The sequence below is a fragment of the Pseudomonas indica NBRC 103045 genome (assembly GCF_002091635.1).
Classification (GTDB): domain Bacteria; phylum Pseudomonadota; class Gammaproteobacteria; order Pseudomonadales; family Pseudomonadaceae; genus Pseudomonas_M; species Pseudomonas_M indica.
In genome coordinates, this window is record NZ_BDAC01000025.1 from 49,708 (window position 1) to 66,511 (window position 16,804).

A 16,804-nucleotide genomic window follows, 5' to 3' on the forward strand; every position below is an offset into this window, starting at 1 on the left:
GCTGAAAAGCGTCCGCGTCGACACGCGTAGCGACTCCGTGAAGAGTTGCCGCTGGCGCCTTGCCAGCACAAGAGCGTGAAGCCTTTCACGGTGAAAACAGCTACGTCGAAGTCGTTTTCAGATATCCGGGGCTATCGGCTGGACGCCGGGGGACTTGAGGAAGACGACAGGGACGCGTGAACGTCCCTGGGCGCAGATGAGTCGAATCCGCTTGGTAGGAGCCAGCTCTGCTGGCGAAGCGTTTACAGGCTCAACCCACGGAACGCTAGATAGCCGTCGCACCGCCATCCACGGCCAGGGAATGACCGGTGGTGAAGGACGCCCCGTCACTGCACAGATAAAGCACCGCCGCGGCGATTTCCTCGACTTTGCCGACCCGGCCGACCGGGTGCATGGCGGCGGCGAATTCGGCCTTCTTCGGGTCGGCTTCGTAGGCGCGGCGGAACATGTCGGTGTCGATCACCGCAGGGCACACCGCGTTCACCCGGACCTTCTTCTTGGCGTACTCGATGGCGGCGGACTTGGTCAGGCCGATCACCGCATGCTTGGAGGCGGCGTAGATGCTCATCTTCGGCGCCGCGCCCAGGCCAGCCACCGATGCGGTGTTGACGATGGCGCCGCCGCCCTGGGCCAACAGCAGCGGAATCTCGTGCTTCATGCACAGCCAGACACCCTTGACGTTGACGCCCATGATGGCGTCGAACTCCGCTTCGCTGCCCTCGGCCAGCTTGCCCTTCTCGATCTCGATACCCGCATTGTTGAAGGCGTAGTCGAGGCGACCGTAGGCGGCCACCACACCGTCCATAAGGGCCTTGACCTCGGCATCGCGGGTCACGTCGCAACGGATGAACGTGGCCTCGCCGCCCGCCGAGCGGATCAACTCGACAGTCCCTTCCCCACCCGTTGCATCGACATCCGATACCACCACGCGCAGCCCCTCGGCAGCGAACGCCAGGGCAGTGGCACGGCCGATACCGGCGGCCCCGCCGGTCACAAGGGCCACCTGGCCGGAAAAGGTCATGCTCATGGGACGGTCCTCTGTTGGAATGGAATTTCCTCAGTCTAGCCAGGCTGTCCGGCGAGGCGGCAGCACTATCAAGCGGCTGTTGGCAGAATCATGCGAAACGCTGATGAAGAGCGACAGCGCCCATCACGCGAATGGATCGGCAGCCATTCCGCACGCCTGCGGAACTTGCTCCCCGGGGCCTCGAGGGCTATCACCAGTGTTTTCCCGCCAACGGAGTGCCCTGCCATGCCTGCCCAAAACAACCGCCAGTTCATCCTGGCCCAACGCCCCACCGGCGCCATCGACGACAACACCTTCAGCCTGGCGGAGAACCCCGTCGGCGAACCGGCGGACGGCCAGATCCTGGTGGAGAACCTCTACCTCTCCCTCGACCCGGCGATGCGCGGCTGGCTGAACGATGCCAAGTCCTACATCCCGCCGGTTCAGATCGGCGAAACCATGCGTGCCCTCGGCGTGGGCAAGGTGATCGCCTCGCGTCACTCGGGCTTCGCCGTGGGCGACCATGTCAGCGGGCTCACCGGCATCCAGGATTACTACCTGGGCGATGCTAAGGGCTTCCACAAGATCGATCCGCAGCAGGCGCCGCTGCCCCGCTATCTCTCCGCGCTGGGCATGACCGGAATGACCGCCTACTTCGCCCTGCTCGACGTAGGCGAACCCAAGGCCGGCGAAACCGTGGTGATTTCCGGCGCCGCCGGCGCGGTGGGCAGCGTGGCCGGGCAGATCGCCAAGATCAAAGGCTGCCGGGTGGTCGGTATCGCCGGCGGCCAGGACAAATGCCGCTATCTGGTCGAGGAACTGGGCTTCGACGGGGCCATCGACTACAAGAACGAAGACGTGCACGCCGGCCTCAAGCGCGAGTGCCCGAAAGGCGTGGACGTGTATTTCGACAACGTTGGCGGCGATATCCTCGACGCCGTGCTGAACCGCATCAACCTCAAGGCCCGCATCGTCATCTGCGGCGCGATCAGCCAGTACAACAACAAGCAGGCGGTGAAAGGGCCGGCCAACTACCTGTCGCTGCTGGTCAACCGCGCCCGCATGGAAGGCATGGTGGTGTTCGACTACGCCTCGCGCTTCCCCGAGGCCCTGCGCGACATCGCCGGCTGGCTGGCCAGCGGTCAGCTCAAATCGAAGGAAGACATCGTGGAAGGCCTGGAGACCTTCCCGCAGACCATCCAGAAACTCTTCACCGGTGAGAACTTCGGTAAGTTGGTCTTGAAAGTGAGGGGGTGAAGCGTGAGGGGTGAGGGGTGAGGGGTGAGGGGTGAGGGGTAAAGCCCTCGCCCCTTCCGAAGAGTCAGGCCAGTTCGGCGACTACGGCGGCCAAAGCCTGCGCCGGGTCGGCGGCCTGGCTGATCGGGCGACCGATCACCAGGTAATCGGAGCCGGCGTCCAGGGCTTGGCGCGGCGTGAGGATGCGGCGCTGGTCGTCCTGGGCGCTGCCAGCCGGACGGATACCGGGGGTGACCAGTTGCAGGGCCGGCTGGGCAGCTTTCAACGCCACCGCCTCCTGCGCCGAGCAGACCAACCCGTCCAACCCCGCCTGGGCGGCCAGCCCGGCCAGGCGCAGCACCTGCTCCTGGGGCTCAACATCCAGGCCGATACCGGCCAAGTCCTCGCGCTCCATGCTGGTCAGCACGGTCACGCCGATCAGCAGCGGCTTGGGCCCGCTCAGTGCATCCAGGGTCTCGCGGCAGGCCGCCATCATGCGCAGGCCGCCGGAACAATGCACGTTGACCATCCATACGCCCAGCTCCGCCGCGGCCTTCACCGCCATCGCCGTGGTGTTGGGGATGTCGTGGAATTTCAGATCGAGGAACACCTCGAAGCCTTGCGCCTGCAGCGCCTCGACGATCGCCGGACCACAGCGGGTGAACAGCTCCTTGCCGACCTTGACCCGGCATTGCGCCGGATTCAGCTGGGCGGCCAGGGCCAGCGCGGCCTCGCGGGTGGGGAAGTCGAGGGCGACGATGATCGGGGTCTGACAGGACATGGCAACTCTCGGGCAGGACGAAAACGGCGCGCATTGTACCCCATCGTGGCCCGGCCTGATTCGGTCCGTGACCGGCTCGCCTGACAGAGCCCTTGCCAGGGCGTATGGTGAAAATATCGAGTTCAAGGAGACCTCCCATGCCCTGGTACGCCTGGCTGATTCTGATCCTCGCCATCGGTTCCATCCTTGGCAGCCTGCTGCTGTTGCGCGACACGGCGAAAAAGCTGCCCCTCACCGAAGAACAACTGAAACGCATCCACGAGCGCAATGCCGAGCAGGATGCGAAGGATGCACAGGATCGTTAAGAGCCTGCTCAAAGGCTGTTGGGGCTTTGCCCGACCTTTTCCTCTCAAGGCGAGAGTAGATCGGGAATGGGGCTGATTTGAGGATGGTGCCAGGCTTGACTCCGCCCCCTCACCCTAGCCCTCTCCCCAGAGGGGCGAGGGGATCAGCCGTGCAGGCTTCAGATTTATGACCTGAACGATGCAACGACGAATACGCTTCAGGCGAAGCAACGACCAACGCAAAGCCTTAGCCCCCGCACAAACAACCCCCTCGCTGCTCTAGGGAGAGGGCCGAGGTAAGGGGGCGATCCAGCAGGCCACTCAACTGCCGAGACCAAGACCGAACGCCCATCAGCCCCAACGAAGTAACGACCAACGCAAAGCCTTAGCCTCCCGCACAAACAACCCCCTCGCCCCTCTGGGGAGAGGGCCGGGGTGAGGGGGCGATCCAGCAGGCCCTCCAATTGCCGAGCCCCTACTGAACTCAGTAATCGGTTTGGCCCAGAACCTTCTAGCAACACCTAACGCCTTGCATGACGCCAGGCTCCAGCGACTTGCTCGATACGCAAAGCGCGACCTGTGTCACGAGACGCGATTCCATTCCTTCGGACAGGTAAACTGCGCCCCTTCGATCGGGGGTTACATGCCTGTTCACCTGCGTTTTCTCCTGCCGCTGGCGGTGCTTGCCAGCGGTTTTCCACTGGGTTTCATCGCTCCGCAAGGCGTGGCTATCGGCATCCTGTTCATTGCGCTGGTGCTGGTCGGCGAACGCTATCTGCCCAGGCCGATCTGGTGGTCGTTGAGCCTCTCCGCCAGCGTCGCGCTGGCTGCCCACCTGCTGCCGGGCTTCAGCCCCTGGCCGTTGACCGCGCCACGGCCGTTCAGCCCGGACGCACCGCCCTATGCCGTGCGGCTGGGTTGGGACAAGCTGCTGGTCGGCCTGACGCTGCTGGCCTGGTGGCTGGGCCAGCCCAAACCTCACTCGGGAAACCTCCGGCTCGGCTACGGGGCAATGACCACCACCTTGCTGGCAGTGCCCTTGCTGGCGTTGGCGCTGGGGTTGGTCAGTTGGCAGCCGAAATGGCCTGACGAACTGCCGGTCTGGCTGGCGGTGAACCTGGGGGTGACGGTACTGACGGAGGAGCTGCTGTTTCGCGCCTGGCTACAGCGCAGCCTGATCGCCCGTTTCGGCGAATGGCCGGGCCTGCTGCTGGGGGGCGTGCTGTTCGGGGCGGTGCATCTGCCGTTCAGCCCGCCGTTCGCCCTGGTCGCCGGTGTGGCCGGGTTGGGCTACGGGTTGGCGTTCCATGCCACCGGCCGGTTGAGCGTCACGGTGCTGCTGCACGGCGCGGTCAATCTTTCCCATCTGTTGCTACTGAGCTATCCCCTTCGACTGGCATGACCTGAATCCGGTAGGGCTCGAAGATTCGCGTCAGACGGCCATCACGGCGCAGATGGTCGAGCAGAGTGGCGAACTCCTTCGCATCGATGGGCGACTCCGGACGCAACAGTGCGTAGTGGTGATAGACCTGATCCACCGTATTGGCCATCAGCAACTGGCCTTCGTACTGCGGATGCCGGACCAGAAAGTCGTCCAGGTAGGAACGGGTGACCAAGGCGACGTCCGCCCGGCCGCGCAGCACCATCAGCAGGTTGCTGTCATGGGAATAGGTCAGGGTCGCATTGAATTCCCGGCGCAGGAACTCCGGGTCCGCATTGAAGCCGGCGAAGCGGTAGTGATAGCCGTTGTAGAGCGCCAGCCGCTTGCCCTTGAGCTGGTCGAAGTAGGTCTGCCCGCGCGACGGCTCGTTGCGGGCGACGTATACCTCGGCATCTTCGAGCCCCATGTCGACCAATTGATGGGGAATACCCTGCCAGCCCCATTCGGGATTCTCGAAGATCGCGATGTCGATCCGGCCCTGCTGGAAATCACGGAAGCGCCGGGCCACAGCCGTCGGCAACAGCACGAACTGGTACTGGCCCTGGATCTGGTTCAGCGCCGTGAGCAGTTCGGGCAGCAGGCCGGTGGCCTTCTCCTCCTCGAACTTGCCCACATAGGGCGGGAAATGCGCGCCGCTCACCTGCACCCGTTCGGCGGCGGCGGCCATCGACGGACCGACCATCGCGCCCAACAACAGCCATAGCCCCCATAACGCCACTCGCTCTGGATGCGGCATCCGCGACCTCGATCACAGAAAGATATAGGCCAGCCTAACGCAGAGACTGCTGGACAGCCAGTTCAGGGAGTCACCAGCGCACCTTCGGGCATCGACAGGTAATAGCGCCGCAACAGGAGGTCCAGATCGCCGCTTCGACGCAGATCGTCCAGCAGCACCGCGAGGGCCGAAGCGCTCAATGGCCCGCCGGGACGTACCAGAGCCTGGTGGTGGTACTCCTGGTCGACCCGCTCGGAGACCAGCAGCCCGTTCCCCTGCCGTGGGTGTTCGGCCAGGTACGCCTGCAGGTAGGAACGGGTGACCACGGCGATATCCGCCCGCCCGCGCAGCACCATCAGCAGGTTGCTGTCGTGGGAATAAGTGAGCATGGCCCGGTAGTTTTCGGTCAGGAAGGCCTGGTCGGCGTTGAAGCCGGCGAAGCCATAGTGGTAGCCGCTGTAGAGCGCCAGCCGCTTGCCTTTCAGCTCGGAGAAGTAGTCCTGCCCGCGCCCCGATTCGGCACGGGCGACATAGACCTCGGCATCCTCGATCCCCAGATCGAGCGATGTCAGATCGACGCCCTGCCAGCCCCAGGCCGACGACTCGAAGATCATCATATCGAAGCGGGCATGGCGGAAATCGCGGTAGCGGCGCGCAGTCGATGTGGGCAGCAGGACGAAGCGGTACTCGCCCTGGGAGCGATTGAGCAGGCCGAGCAGCTCCGGCAGCAGACCACCGGGCGCGTCGCTTTCCGGCTTGGTCACGTAAGGGGGGAAATGATAGGCGCCCACGCGCACCACTTGTTCGGCCGAGGCAGGTTGCACTACCAGCGCCAGCAGAGCGGCCAACAGGACGGTCAATATCACGCGCAAGCGGAACCCTCGAAGGACATGAAAAAACGCAACTGCGGGGCAGCGCCACCAAGCGGACTTCCAGATGTCCCGAGCCAATTAACCGGCTCGCTTGAAGCCTAGTCGATTCCCGTCAAACTTCCTTGATCACCAGCGAAAGCGCCTCTTCCGCCAGTTGATCCAGGCTCATCGGCCCCTGCGGACGGAACCAGGTGGTGGTCCATGACAGTGCGCCGGTGAGGAAGCGTCTCAGGATGAAGGGATCGGCCTTGAAATAGCCGGCCAGCTTGGCCTCGCCGAGCACTTCCAGCCAGAGCGCTTCGTAGGTGTCGCGCAGGGCCAGGATGTACGCCTGGCCCTCTTCCGACAGCGAGCGCCATTCGTAGACCAGCACCGCCATGGCTTCGCCCGTCCCGCCCATGATCGATTGCAGCTCGCAACGGATCAGTGCCAGCACCCGCTCGCGCAGGTTGGTCGCCTCGGCCAGGGAGGCCCGCATCAGCGCGGTGTTATAGAGGATGGTTTCTTCCATGACCGAGCGGAGGATCTCATCCTTGCTCTTGAAGTGATGAAAAATGCTGCCGGACTGGATGCCCACCGCGCTCGCCAGGTCGCGAACGGTGGTGCGCTCGTAGCCTTTGCTGCGGAACAGGTGGGCCGCTGTTTGCAGCAACTTGCCCCGGGCACTGTCCGGATCGGTCACCTGCCCGCTTGCCACCAGCTCCTGCATCACTGCCTGGGCTTGTTGATCGTCCACGCTATCGCTCCCCGCCTGTGGTTCCGCTCCGGCAAACCCCGCCCGCCGGTCGATCGACGGGCGTTTTCAGGTTTGTCCGGCAAGTGCTTGTCGTTATTGACGAAATTTATGCGCAGCCGGCGAGCCGAGCAAGCGCTTGGGCACACTTCGGGCAAGATTCCTCTTCCGAGGGGTTTTCAACCAAGCGCTTGCTTGGTAATGTCGAACCACCTTACAGCGCTGCGGACAATTCCAATGACCAAGACCGTACGCATCGGCTGCGCCTCCGCCTTCTGGGGCGACACCTCCACCGCCGCGGCCCAGCTGGTGCAGGACGCACCGCTGGATTACCTGGTGTTCGATTACCTGGCGGAGATCACCCTGTCGATCATGGCCGGCGCCCGTCTCAAGCAACCGGACGCCGGCTACGCCACCGATTTCATCGAAGTCCTCGCCCCGCTGCTGCCGGCGATCGCCGAACGGCGCATCCGCGTGATCAGCAATGCCGGCGGGGTCAACCCGCAGGCTTGCGCCGCCGCCTTGCGCGCCGCCTGCAACAAGGCCGGAGTGGCGCTGAAGATCGCCGTGCTGCACGGCGACGACCTGCGCCCGAAGCTCGGCGAACTGGTCAAGGCCGATGTACGCGAGATGTTCAGCGACGAACCGCTGCCGGCCATGTGCGTCTCGGTGAACGCCTACCTCGGCGCCCCCGGCATCGTCGCGGCGCTGGAGGCGGGCGCCGATATCGTCATCACCGGCCGGGTGGTGGACAGCGCGGTGGTCAGTGCCGCGCTGGTCCATGAGTTCGGCTGGGCCTGGGACGACTATGACCGCCTGGCCCAGGCCGCATTGGCCGGGCACATCATCGAATGCGGGGCGCAGTGCACCGGCGGCAACTTCACCGACTGGGAGCAGGTGCCGGACTACGAGCACATCGGTTTTCCCATTGTCGAAGTCGAGGCCGACGGGCACTTCGTCGTGACCAAGCCGGAAGGCAGCGGCGGGCTGGTCACGCCGTTCACGGTGGGCGAGCAACTGCTCTACGAAATCGGCGACCCGCGCGCCTACCGCTTGCCGGACGTGATCTGCGATTTCTCCCACGTCAGCCTCGACCAGGCCGGCGCGAACCGCGTCGCCGTGGCCGGCGCCCGAGGCTTGCCGCCTACCGACCAGTACAAGGTCAGCGCCACCGCGCCGGACGGATTCCGCTGCACCGCCAGTTGCGTGATCGCCGGAATCGACGCGGTGAAAAAAGCCCATCGGGTGAGCCAGGCAATCCTTGCCAAGACCGAGGAACTGTTCCAAGAGCGCGGCTGGGGACCGTATCGCGAGACCAGCGTCGAGCTGCTCGGCAGCGAGGCCACCTACGGCCCGCACGCCATGCGCCAGGACACCCGCGAAGTGGTGATCAAGCTCGCCGTGCGCCATCCGCGCAAGGAGGCGCTGGTGCTGTTCTCCCGCGAAATCGCCCAGGCTGCCACCGGTATGGCGCCGGGCCTGACCGGCATCGTCGGCGGGCGCCCTACGGTCTATCCGGTGATCCGCCTGTTTTCCTTCCTCGTGGACAAGGCCGCCTGCGACCTCGAACTCGACCTGGACGGCCAACGCCTGGCGGTGACGCTACCGCCCAAGGCCGCCCTGGACACCCGTGAGCTGCCCGAGGCCCTTGACCCGCCGAAGCCGGAAGGCCAGGCCCAGGTCAGCGTGCCGCTGGTACGGCTGGCAGTGGCGCGCTCCGGCGACAAGGGCAACCACAGCAACATCGGTGTCATGGCGAGAAAGCCGGAATACCTGCCCTGGATCGCCGAGGCACTGACCAACGATGCCGTGGTGGAGTGGATGCGCCACGTGCTCGACCCGGTCGTCGGCCGGGTCGGCCGCTGGTACCTGCCCGGTACGCACAGTCTTAACTTCCTGCTGGAGAACAGTCTGGGCGGCGGCGGCGTCGCCAGCCTGCGCATCGATCCCCAAGGCAAGGCGTTCGCCCAGCAGCTTCTGGAATTCCCGGTGCCGGTGCCCCAGGCGCTGGCCGAGCGCTTATAAGCCAAGGCACCGCATAGCCGAGCCCCACGACGAGGACGACAACGAATGGCATACGACTCGATCTTCCGACCCGGCCTGTTCGCCGGCCAGACCATCCTGGTCACCGGTGGCGGCAGTGGCATCGGCCGTTGCACCGCCCATGAACTGGCGGCCCTGGGCGCGCATGTGGTGCTGGTCGGGCGCAAGGCGGAAAAACTGGAAAAGACCGCTGGCGAAATCGGCGAGGACGGCGGCAGCGCCAGTTGGCATGCCTGCGACATCCGCGACGAGGACCAGGTGAAAGCCATGGTCGCGGCGGTGGTGGCCGAGCGCGGCACCATCCATCAATTGGTCAATAACGCCGGCGGGCAATACCCTGCCCCGCTCGCCTCGATCAACCAGAAAGGCTTCGAGACGGTGGTACGCACCAACCTGGTCGGCGGCTTCCTGGTCGCCCGCGAGGTGTTCAACCAGAGCATGAGCAAGACCGGCGGCGGCATCGTCAACATGCTCGCCGACATGTGGGGCGGCATGCCCGGCATGGGCCATTCCGGGGCGGCACGCGCCGGCATGGAAAACTTCACCCGCACCGCCGCCGTCGAGTGGGCGCATGCCGGGGTACGGGTGAACGCCGTGGCGCCGGGCTGGATCGCCTCCAGCGGCATGGACACCTACGAGGGTGCCTTCCGCGCGGTGATCCCCACCCTGCGGGAAAGCGTGCCGCTCAAGCGCATCGGCACCGAATCGGAGGTGTCTGCCGCCATCGTCTTCCTGCTCTCCCCCGGTGCCGCCTTCGTCAATGGCGCCACCCTGCGCATCGACGGCGGCGCCAGCCTCGGCGGCCGGGCCTTCCCCCTGGGCAAGGCGAAACCTGGGCAGCACCAGCCGTACAACGGCTTCCACCGGGCCTTCCTGCCCGACGTGCTGAAGGATGCGGAGTGAGTCATGGCGGTCATCCAGTCGCAGATCGACACCCAGGGCGAGGATTTCGCCCGCAACCGCGAGGCCATGCTGGCGGCCGTCTCCGGCTTCCGTGAGATCGAGCAGAAGCTGCTGGACAAGGCGGCCGAAGCCAAGGCCAAGTTCGACAAGCGCGGCCAACTGCTGCCGCGCGAACGCCTGAACCTGTTGCTCGACCCCGGCGCGCCATTCCTCGAACTCTGTTCGCTGGCCGGCTACAAGCTGCACGACGACAAGGACGGCACCCAGGCCGGCGGCGGCATCACCGCCGGCATCGGCTACATCGCCGGGGTGCGCTGCCTAGTGACCGCCAGCAACAGCGCGATCAAGGGCGGCACCATCTCCCCCACCGGCCTGAAGAAAACCCTGCGCCTGCAACAGATCGCCATGGAGAACAAGCTGCCGGTGGTGGCCCTCACCGAAAGCGGCGGCGCCAACCTCAACTACGCGGCGGAAATCTTCGTCGAAGGCGCGCGCGGCTTCGCCAACCAGGCACGGATGTCGGCCATGGGCCTCCCGCAGATCACCGTGGTGCACGGCTCCAGCACCGCCGGCGGGGCCTATCAGCCGGGGCTGTCCGACTACGTGGTGGTGGTGCGCGACAAGGCCAAGCTGTTCCTCGCCGGCCCGCCACTGCTCAAGGCAGCCACCGGCGAAGTGGCGACCGACGAGGAACTGGGCGGCGCCGCGATGCACGCCCAGGTCGCCGGCACCGCCGAATACCTGGCGGAGAACGATGCCGACGGCGTGCGCATCGTCCGCGACATCCTCGCCCTGCTGCCCTGGAACGCACAGTTGCCAGCCCGCTCGCAACGCGCCTGGCGAGAGCCGCTGTACCCGGCCGAGGACCTGCTCGGGCTGGTCCCGGCCGATCCGAAGAAGCCCTACGACGTGCGCGAGATTATCGCGAGGATCGCCGACGGCTCGGCATTCCTCGATTTCAAGAACGAGTTCGACAGCCAGACCGTCTGCGGCCACCTGGCCATCGAGGGCCAGCCCTGCGGCTTCATCGGCAACAACGGTCCGATTACCCCGAAAGGCGCCGCCAAGGCCGCGCAATTCATCCAGCTCTGCGACCAGAGCAACACGCCGATCCTGTTCTTCCACAACACCACCGGCTTCATGGTGGGTACCGAGTCGGAGCAGAACGGCGTGATCAAGCACGGCTCGAAGATGATCCAGGCGGTGGCCAACGCCCGGGTGCCCAAGCTGACCGTGGTCGTCGGCGGCTCCTACGGCGCCGGCAACTACGCCATGTGCGGCCGCGGCCTCGACCCGCGCTTCATCTTCGCCTGGCCGAACAGCCGCACGGCGGTGATGGGCGGCGCCCAGGCCGGCAAGGTGCTGCGCATCGTCACCGAGGAAAAACACGCGAAGGAAGGCAAGGTCCCCGACCCGAAGATGCTCGACATGCTGGAAACCGCCACCGCGCAAAAGCTCGACAGCCAGTCCGGCGCACTCTATGGCACCGCCAGCCTGTGGGACGACGGCCTGATCGACCCGCGCGATACCCGCAGGCTACTCGGCTACCTGCTGGACATCTGCGCGGAGGCGGACATGCGGCCGTTGAAGGCCAACAGTTTCGGCGTGGCGCGCTTTTAGAAACCCGGATTGCTCTGGTGCTTATCCGGGCTACACGAATCGAACTCTTCCCGTGCGACGGGAGAGGAAACGGCAAGGAGAACAACAAGATGCTGTTTACCCAGGAACACGAAGAACTGCGCCGCACCGTGCGAAATTTCGTCGAGAAAGAGATCAATCCGCACGTCGACGAGTGGGAGAAAGCCGGGCGCTTCCCGATCCACGACATCTTCCGGAAAGCCGGCGCCCTTGGCCTGCTGGGCATTTCCAAGCCGGAAAAATTCGGCGGCATGGGCCTGGACTACAGCTATTCCATCGTCGCCGCCGAGGAGTTCGGCACCATCCATTGCGGCGGCATCCCGATGTCCATCGGCGTGCAGACCGATATGTGCACCCCGGCCCTGGCGCGCTTCGGTTCCGACGAACTGCGCGAAGAGTTCCTCCGACCGGCCATCGCCGGGGAGTTGGTGGGTTGCATCGGCGTTTCCGAAGTGGGTGCCGGCTCCGACGTCGCCGGGCTGAAGACCACGGCGCGCAAGGACGGCGACGACTACGTGATCAACGGCAGCAAGATGTGGATCACCAACTCGCCGTCGGCCGACTTCATGTGCCTGCTGGCCAATACCTCGGACGACAAGCCGCACATCAACAAGTCGCTGATCATGGTGCCGATGAAGACACCGGGCATCAGTGTCAGCCCGCACCTGGACAAGCTCGGCATGCGCAGTTCGGAGACCGCCCAGGTGTTCTTCGACAACGTGCGCGTGCCGCAACGCTACCGCATCGGCCAGGAAGGCGCGGGCTTCATGATGCAGATGCTGCAGTTCCAGGAAGAACGGCTGTTCGGCGCGGCCAATATGATCAAGGGCCTGGAACACTGCGTCGACGCCACCATCGCCTACTGCAAGGAGCGCCAGACCTTCGGCCAGCCGCTGATCGATAACCAGGTCATCCACTTCCGCATGGCCGAGCTACAGACCGAGATCGAGGCCCTGCGTGCCCTGGTCTACCAGGCCACCGAGCAGTATGTCGCCGGAAAGGACGTCACCAAGCTGGCCTCCATGGCCAAGCTCAAGGCCGGCCGGCTCGGCCGCGAGGTGTCCGATGCCTGCCTGCAGTACTGGGGCGGCATGGGCTTCATGTGGGACAACCCGGTGTCCCGCGCCTACCGCGACGTGCGCCTGGTTTCCATCGGCGGCGGCGCGGACGAAATCATGCTCGGCATCATCTGCAAGCTGATGGGCATCCTGCCGGGGAAGAAGAAGGGCTAACGGTGGTTCTCACGTCGAGGCGTCGAACCGTCCGCGTCCCAGCGACGCGGAGCGTCGCAAGCCGCATTCCCACGCGGAGCATGGGAACGATCAAGAACGCGGAGCCTGGGAGCGATCTCTCCCCCGGCATGGAACGGCCCAATCAACGAGGTATCCGGCATGACTGAACTGCCGAACTGCGAAACCCTGCTGCTGGCCTACGACCGCGGCGTGCTGCAGATCACCCTCAACCGCCCGGACTGCCGCAACGCCATGAGCCTGCGCATGGTGGAAGAGCTGCGCGCCGTGCTGGCGGCTGCCGGCGGCGATCGCGAGGTGCGTGCCCTGGTCCTGCGCGGTACCGCTGGTCATTTCTGCGCCGGCGGCGACATCAAGGACATGGCCGCCGCCCGCAGCGCGGGTGCCGACGCCTATCGCACCCTGAACCGCGCCTTCGGCAGCCTGCTGGAAGAAGCACAGAGCGTTCCGCAAGTACTGGTGGCCGCGCTCGAAGGCGCGGTACTCGGCGGCGGTTTCGGCCTGGCTTGCGTTTCCGACATTGCCATCGCCCATGAAGGCGCGCAGTTCGGCCTGCCGGAAACCAGCCTCGGCATCCTGCCCGCGCAGATCGCACCGTTCGTGGCCAAGCGCATCGGCCTGACCCAGGCCCGCCGCCTGGCCCTCACCGCCGCCCGCTTCGACGGCGCGGAAGCGTGGCGCCTGGGACTGGTGCACTACTGCGAAGCCAACACCGAGGCACTGGACCAGCGCCTCGCCGAAGTACTCGGCCAGATACGCCAATGCGCGCCGCAGGCCAACGCCCGGACCAAGCAGCTCCTGCTGGCGACCGAAACCACCCCACTGGGCACGCTGCTGGACGAGGCCGCCGACCGGTTCGCCGAAGCCGTCACCGGCCCCGAGGGCACCGAAGGTACCCTGGCCTTCGTGCAGAAACGCAAGCCGGAATGGTGTGAGGGGTGAGGTGTCAGGGGTGAGGGAATGAGTGGCATGACACCTCCCCTCACGCCTCCCACCTCATCCCTCCCCCTTAACCAAGGAGCCGTTATGCCCGCGTTCACCAAGATTCTCATCGCCAACCGTGGCGAGATCGCCTGCCGGGTCATCGCCACCGCGCACCGCCTCGGCTATCGCACGGTGGCGGTATACAGCGAGGCCGACCGCGAGGCCCGTCATGTGCAACTGGCTGACGAAGCGGTGTGCATCGGCCCAGCCCCGGTCGGCCAGTCGTACCTGAACGGCGAGGCCCTCCTCGCCGCCGCGCGCCGGACCGGTGCCGATGCCATCCACCCGGGCTACGGCTTCCTGTCGGAAAACACCGCCTTCGCCGAAGCCTGCAAAGCGGCGGGGGTCGTCTTCATTGGGCCATCGGTGGAGGCGATCCGCCTGATGGGCAGCAAGCGCCTGTCCAAACTCGCCATGCTGGAAGCCGGCGTGCCGTGCATTCCCGGCTACGAAGGTGCCGAACAGGACGATGCCACCCTCGTCCGCGAGGCGGCGCGCATCGGCTATCCGCTGATGATCAAGGCCAGCGCCGGCGGTGGCGGACGCGGCATGCGCCTGGTGCATTCGGCCGACGAACTGGTCGTCCAACTGCGCACTGCCCGTTCCGAAGCCCTAAACGCCTTCGGCTCGGCCGAGCTGATCCTCGAAAAGGCGGTGATCCAGCCACGCCACGTGGAAATCCAGGTTTTCGGCGACCGGCACGGCAACCTGGTCTACCTCGGCGAGCGCGATTGCTCGGTGCAGCGCCGCCACCAGAAGGTGATCGAGGAAGCTCCCTGCCCGGTGATGACGCCAGCGCTGCGCCGGGCCATGGGCGAAGCGGCGATACAGGCGGCGGCCAGCGTCCGCTACGTGGGGGCCGGCACCGTCGAGTTTCTCCTCGACCGCGACGGCGCGTTCTATTTCCTGGAAATGAACACTCGCCTGCAGGTGGAGCATCCGGTCACCGAGCTGGTCACCGGCCAGGATCTGGTGGCCTGGCAGCTGCGTGTCGCCGAGGGCCAGCCCCTGCCTCTGCGTCAAGACGATATCCCGCTGCGTGGCCATGCCATCGAAGTCCGCCTGTATGCCGAGGATACGGCGCATGGCTTCCTGCCGCAGACCGGCCAGGTTGTGCGTTGGGAGCCGGCCATCATCGACGGCATCCGCATCGATCACGGCCTCGAGGAAGGCCAGTCCGTCACCCCCTTCTACGATCCGATGCTGGCCAAGCTGATCGCCTACGGCGAGACCCGCGACGAAGCCCGGCGCAAGCTGCTGCGTGCCGTGGAGGATTGCGTGTTGCTCGGCGTTACCGGGAACCAGCGCTTCCTCGCCAACCTGCTGGCGCATCCCGTTTTCGCCGCAGGTAAGGCGACCACCGCCTTCATCGGCGAGCATTTCGCCGACGATCCGAGCCTGCACCCGCAATCACCAATTCCCGGCGAGCTGGCCGTGGCCGCCGCCCTGCTCTACCAGGCGTCGGCCCTGACGCGAGCACACCAGCCCGGTCTGGCCGGCTGGCGCAGCGCCAACAGCGCGCCCTGGCGCTACCTGCTCGGCCGCGGTGAAGAGAAGCACACGGTGGAGCTGGACCTGCTGGACGGCGGCCCGCAGCCACGAATGACCGCACGTTGCGGCGAGCAATCCATGGACCTGCGTCTGATCGGCAGCGACGGCCGCTGGGCTACATTCGAACTGGACGGCGTGCGCCGACGTCTTGCCTACCACCTCGACGGTGAGCGCATCTGGCTGCACGGTGCCTTCGGCAACCTGGAATTGCGCGACCTCACCCATGCGCCGAGCGGTGCGCAGAACGCTGCGCACTCCGGCACGATCAAGGCACCGATGGATGGCGCCATCGTCGAGGTGCTGGTCGCCGAAGGCGAAAAGGTCGGCAAGGGCCAACTGCTGGTGGTGTTGGAAGCGATGAAGATGGAACACCCGCTCAAGGCCGGCATGGACGGCGTCGTCCGCCGGGTCGGCGTGAGCCGGGGCGATCAGGTCAGGAGCCGCCAGCTTCTGATCGAGGTGGAAGCCGAAGAAACCTGAAACCGTCATGCGCGCCGTCGATATCTCGCCTCGCAATCAACCAGGAGAACCGCCATGTCACTCACCGGAAAGACCCTGTTCATCACCGGCGCCAGCCGCGGCATTGGCCGGGAGATCGCCCTGCGCGCGGCGCGGGATGGCGCCAACGTGGTGGTGGCGGCGAAAAGCGCCGAGCCGCATCCGAAACTGCCCGGCACCATCCATAGCGTCGCAGAGGAAGTCGAGGCCGCCGGCGGCAAGGCCCTGGCGCTGCAACTGGACGTCCGCGACGAGAACGCCGTGCGCGAGGCCATGGCCCGGGCCGCCGAGCGGTTCGGCGGAATCGATGCGCTGGTCAATAACGCCGGCGCGATCAAGCTGCTCGGTGTCGAACGGCTGGAGCCCAAGCGTTTCGACCTGATGTTCCAGATCAACACCCGCGCGGTGATGGTCTGCAGCCAAGCCGCGCTGCCCTACCTGAAGCAGAGCGGCAACGGCCATATCCTCAGCCTGTCGCCGCCGCTGAACCTGGACGCCCGCTGGTTCGCCCAGCACGGCCCGTACAGCGTGACCAAGTACGGCATGAGCATGCTCACCCTGGGCATGAGCGAGGAATTCAAGAAGTACGGCATCAGCGTCAATGCGCTCTGGCCCAAGACCATCATCGCCACCGCCGCCATCGAGTTCGAACTGGGTGGCCGCGACGCCTTCAAGGGCGCCCGTACCCCGGCGATCATGGCCGACGCCGCCCACGCCATCCTCTCCAGCAGCAGCCGCGCCATCACCGGTCGCCTGCTGGTCGACGAGGATATCCTGCGCGAACAGGGCCAGACGGATTTCGAGCAATACCGCTACGACCCGCAGGGCGGGCCGCTGGTGCCGGATCTGTTCCTCGGCTGAAGGTTTGC

Annotated in this window: 15 protein-coding genes; 10 read left to right on the plus strand and 5 right to left on the minus strand. The window is 65.7% G+C overall.

The genetic code is table 11. The annotated features are described in order from the left end of the window. Nucleotides 1-265: 265 nt before the first annotated feature. Nucleotides 266-1,027, minus strand: coding sequence for an SDR family oxidoreductase (locus tag PIN01S_RS22690; RefSeq protein ID WP_084339182.1), 762 nt, complete (start codon nucleotides 1,025-1,027; stop codon nucleotides 266-268). A gap of 225 nt (nucleotides 1,028-1,252) precedes the next feature. Between PIN01S_RS22690 and PIN01S_RS22695 the strand changes: the two genes are divergently transcribed. Beyond that, nucleotides 1,253-2,263, plus strand: coding sequence for an NADP-dependent oxidoreductase (locus tag PIN01S_RS22695; RefSeq protein WP_084339183.1), 1,011 nt, complete (start codon nucleotides 1,253-1,255; stop codon nucleotides 2,261-2,263). A 64-nt stretch (nucleotides 2,264-2,327) separates the two neighbouring features. Here the strand turns inward: PIN01S_RS22695 and pyrF are convergent, their stop codons facing one another. After that, nucleotides 2,328-3,023 carry an orotidine-5'-phosphate decarboxylase gene (gene pyrF, locus PIN01S_RS22700; RefSeq protein WP_084339184.1) on the minus strand — a complete coding sequence of 232 codons (696 nt, stop codon included), beginning with the start codon at nucleotides 3,021-3,023 and terminating at the stop codon, nucleotides 2,328-2,330. A 137-nt stretch (nucleotides 3,024-3,160) separates the two neighbouring features. Between pyrF and PIN01S_RS22705 the strand changes: the two genes are divergently transcribed. Further along, nucleotides 3,161-3,328: a DUF2897 family protein gene (locus tag PIN01S_RS22705; protein WP_084339185.1), complete on the plus strand. Its 168-nt coding sequence runs from the start codon at nucleotides 3,161-3,163 to the stop codon at nucleotides 3,326-3,328. Between the two features lie 622 nt (nucleotides 3,329-3,950). Then, complete coding sequence (locus PIN01S_RS22710) at nucleotides 3,951-4,709, plus strand: CPBP family intramembrane glutamic endopeptidase (protein WP_084339186.1); 759 nt, start codon at nucleotides 3,951-3,953, stop codon at nucleotides 4,707-4,709. Here the strand turns inward: PIN01S_RS22710 and PIN01S_RS22715 are convergent. The 3 genes from PIN01S_RS22715 to PIN01S_RS22725 form a co-directional block, all read right to left on the minus strand. Beyond that, nucleotides 4,660-5,484: a substrate-binding periplasmic protein gene (locus PIN01S_RS22715; RefSeq protein ID WP_084339187.1), complete on the minus strand. Its 825-nt coding sequence runs from the start codon at nucleotides 5,482-5,484 to the stop codon at nucleotides 4,660-4,662. The two genes, PIN01S_RS22710 and PIN01S_RS22715, sit on opposite strands and share 50 nt — an antisense overlap. 62 nt (nucleotides 5,485-5,546) lie before the next feature. Next, nucleotides 5,547-6,335, minus strand: a complete 789-nt coding sequence (locus PIN01S_RS22720; RefSeq protein ID WP_084339188.1) for a transporter substrate-binding domain-containing protein — start codon at nucleotides 6,333-6,335, stop codon at nucleotides 5,547-5,549. A 112-nt stretch (nucleotides 6,336-6,447) separates the two neighbouring features. Then, nucleotides 6,448-7,071 (minus strand): TetR/AcrR family transcriptional regulator, encoded by a 624-nt coding sequence (locus tag PIN01S_RS22725; protein ID WP_084339189.1) that lies wholly within the window; start codon nucleotides 7,069-7,071, stop codon nucleotides 6,448-6,450. A gap of 234 nt (nucleotides 7,072-7,305) precedes the next feature. Here PIN01S_RS22725 and PIN01S_RS22730 point away from each other — a divergent pair, with 234 nt between their 5' ends. The 7 genes from PIN01S_RS22730 (at nucleotide 7,306) to PIN01S_RS22760 (ending at nucleotide 16,796) form a co-directional block, all read left to right on the plus strand. After that, nucleotides 7,306-9,093, plus strand: a complete 1,788-nt coding sequence (locus PIN01S_RS22730) for an acyclic terpene utilization AtuA family protein (protein ID WP_084339190.1) — start codon at nucleotides 7,306-7,308, stop codon at nucleotides 9,091-9,093. 45 nt (nucleotides 9,094-9,138) lie between these two features. After that, nucleotides 9,139-10,014 (plus strand): SDR family oxidoreductase, encoded by an 876-nt coding sequence (locus tag PIN01S_RS22735; RefSeq protein WP_084339191.1) that lies wholly within the window; start codon nucleotides 9,139-9,141, stop codon nucleotides 10,012-10,014. A gap of 3 nt (nucleotides 10,015-10,017) precedes the next feature. Beyond that, nucleotides 10,018-11,634, plus strand: a complete 1,617-nt coding sequence (gene atuC / locus PIN01S_RS22740; RefSeq protein WP_084339192.1) for a geranyl-CoA carboxylase subunit beta — start codon at nucleotides 10,018-10,020, stop codon at nucleotides 11,632-11,634. Nucleotides 11,635-11,723: 89 nt separating this feature from the next. After that, nucleotides 11,724-12,884, plus strand: coding sequence for a citronellyl-CoA dehydrogenase (atuD, locus tag PIN01S_RS22745; protein ID WP_084339193.1), 1,161 nt, complete (start codon nucleotides 11,724-11,726; stop codon nucleotides 12,882-12,884). 159 nt (nucleotides 12,885-13,043) lie between these two features. Next, complete coding sequence (locus PIN01S_RS22750; protein ID WP_084339194.1) at nucleotides 13,044-13,844, plus strand: enoyl-CoA hydratase-related protein; 801 nt, start codon at nucleotides 13,044-13,046, stop codon at nucleotides 13,842-13,844. Between the two features lie 84 nt (nucleotides 13,845-13,928). Next, nucleotides 13,929-15,917, plus strand: coding sequence for an acetyl/propionyl/methylcrotonyl-CoA carboxylase subunit alpha (locus PIN01S_RS22755; protein ID WP_084339195.1), 1,989 nt, complete (start codon nucleotides 13,929-13,931; stop codon nucleotides 15,915-15,917). Nucleotides 15,918-15,971: 54 nt separating this feature from the next. Next, on the plus strand, nucleotides 15,972-16,796 hold the full coding sequence (locus PIN01S_RS22760) for an SDR family oxidoreductase (protein WP_084339196.1): 825 nt from the start codon (nucleotides 15,972-15,974) through the stop codon (nucleotides 16,794-16,796). Nucleotides 16,797-16,804 lie beyond the last annotated feature (8 nt).

Coding starts and splice junctions, on each gene's coding strand:
- PIN01S_RS22755 (WP_084339195.1), top strand. CDS start 13,929: ATGCCCGCGTTCACCAAGATTCTCATCGCCAACCGTGGCGAGATCGCC.
- PIN01S_RS22710 (WP_084339186.1), top strand. CDS start 3,951: ATGCCTGTTCACCTGCGTTTTCTCCTGCCGCTGGCGGTGCTTGCCAGC.
- atuD (WP_084339193.1), top strand. CDS start 11,724: ATGCTGTTTACCCAGGAACACGAAGAACTGCGCCGCACCGTGCGAAAT.
- PIN01S_RS22705 (WP_084339185.1), top strand. CDS start 3,161: ATGCCCTGGTACGCCTGGCTGATTCTGATCCTCGCCATCGGTTCCATC.
- PIN01S_RS22750 (WP_084339194.1), top strand. CDS start 13,044: ATGACTGAACTGCCGAACTGCGAAACCCTGCTGCTGGCCTACGACCGC.
- PIN01S_RS22690 (WP_084339182.1), bottom strand. CDS start 1,027: ATGAGCATGACCTTTTCCGGCCAGGTGGCCCTTGTGACCGGCGGGGCC.
- PIN01S_RS22730 (WP_084339190.1), top strand. CDS start 7,306: ATGACCAAGACCGTACGCATCGGCTGCGCCTCCGCCTTCTGGGGCGAC.
- PIN01S_RS22760 (WP_084339196.1), top strand. CDS start 15,972: ATGTCACTCACCGGAAAGACCCTGTTCATCACCGGCGCCAGCCGCGGC.
- PIN01S_RS22735 (WP_084339191.1), top strand. CDS start 9,139: ATGGCATACGACTCGATCTTCCGACCCGGCCTGTTCGCCGGCCAGACC.
- PIN01S_RS22715 (WP_084339187.1), bottom strand. CDS start 5,484: ATGCCGCATCCAGAGCGAGTGGCGTTATGGGGGCTATGGCTGTTGTTG.
- atuC (WP_084339192.1), top strand. CDS start 10,018: ATGGCGGTCATCCAGTCGCAGATCGACACCCAGGGCGAGGATTTCGCC.
- pyrF (WP_084339184.1), bottom strand. CDS start 3,023: ATGTCCTGTCAGACCCCGATCATCGTCGCCCTCGACTTCCCCACCCGC.
- PIN01S_RS22695 (WP_084339183.1), top strand. CDS start 1,253: ATGCCTGCCCAAAACAACCGCCAGTTCATCCTGGCCCAACGCCCCACC.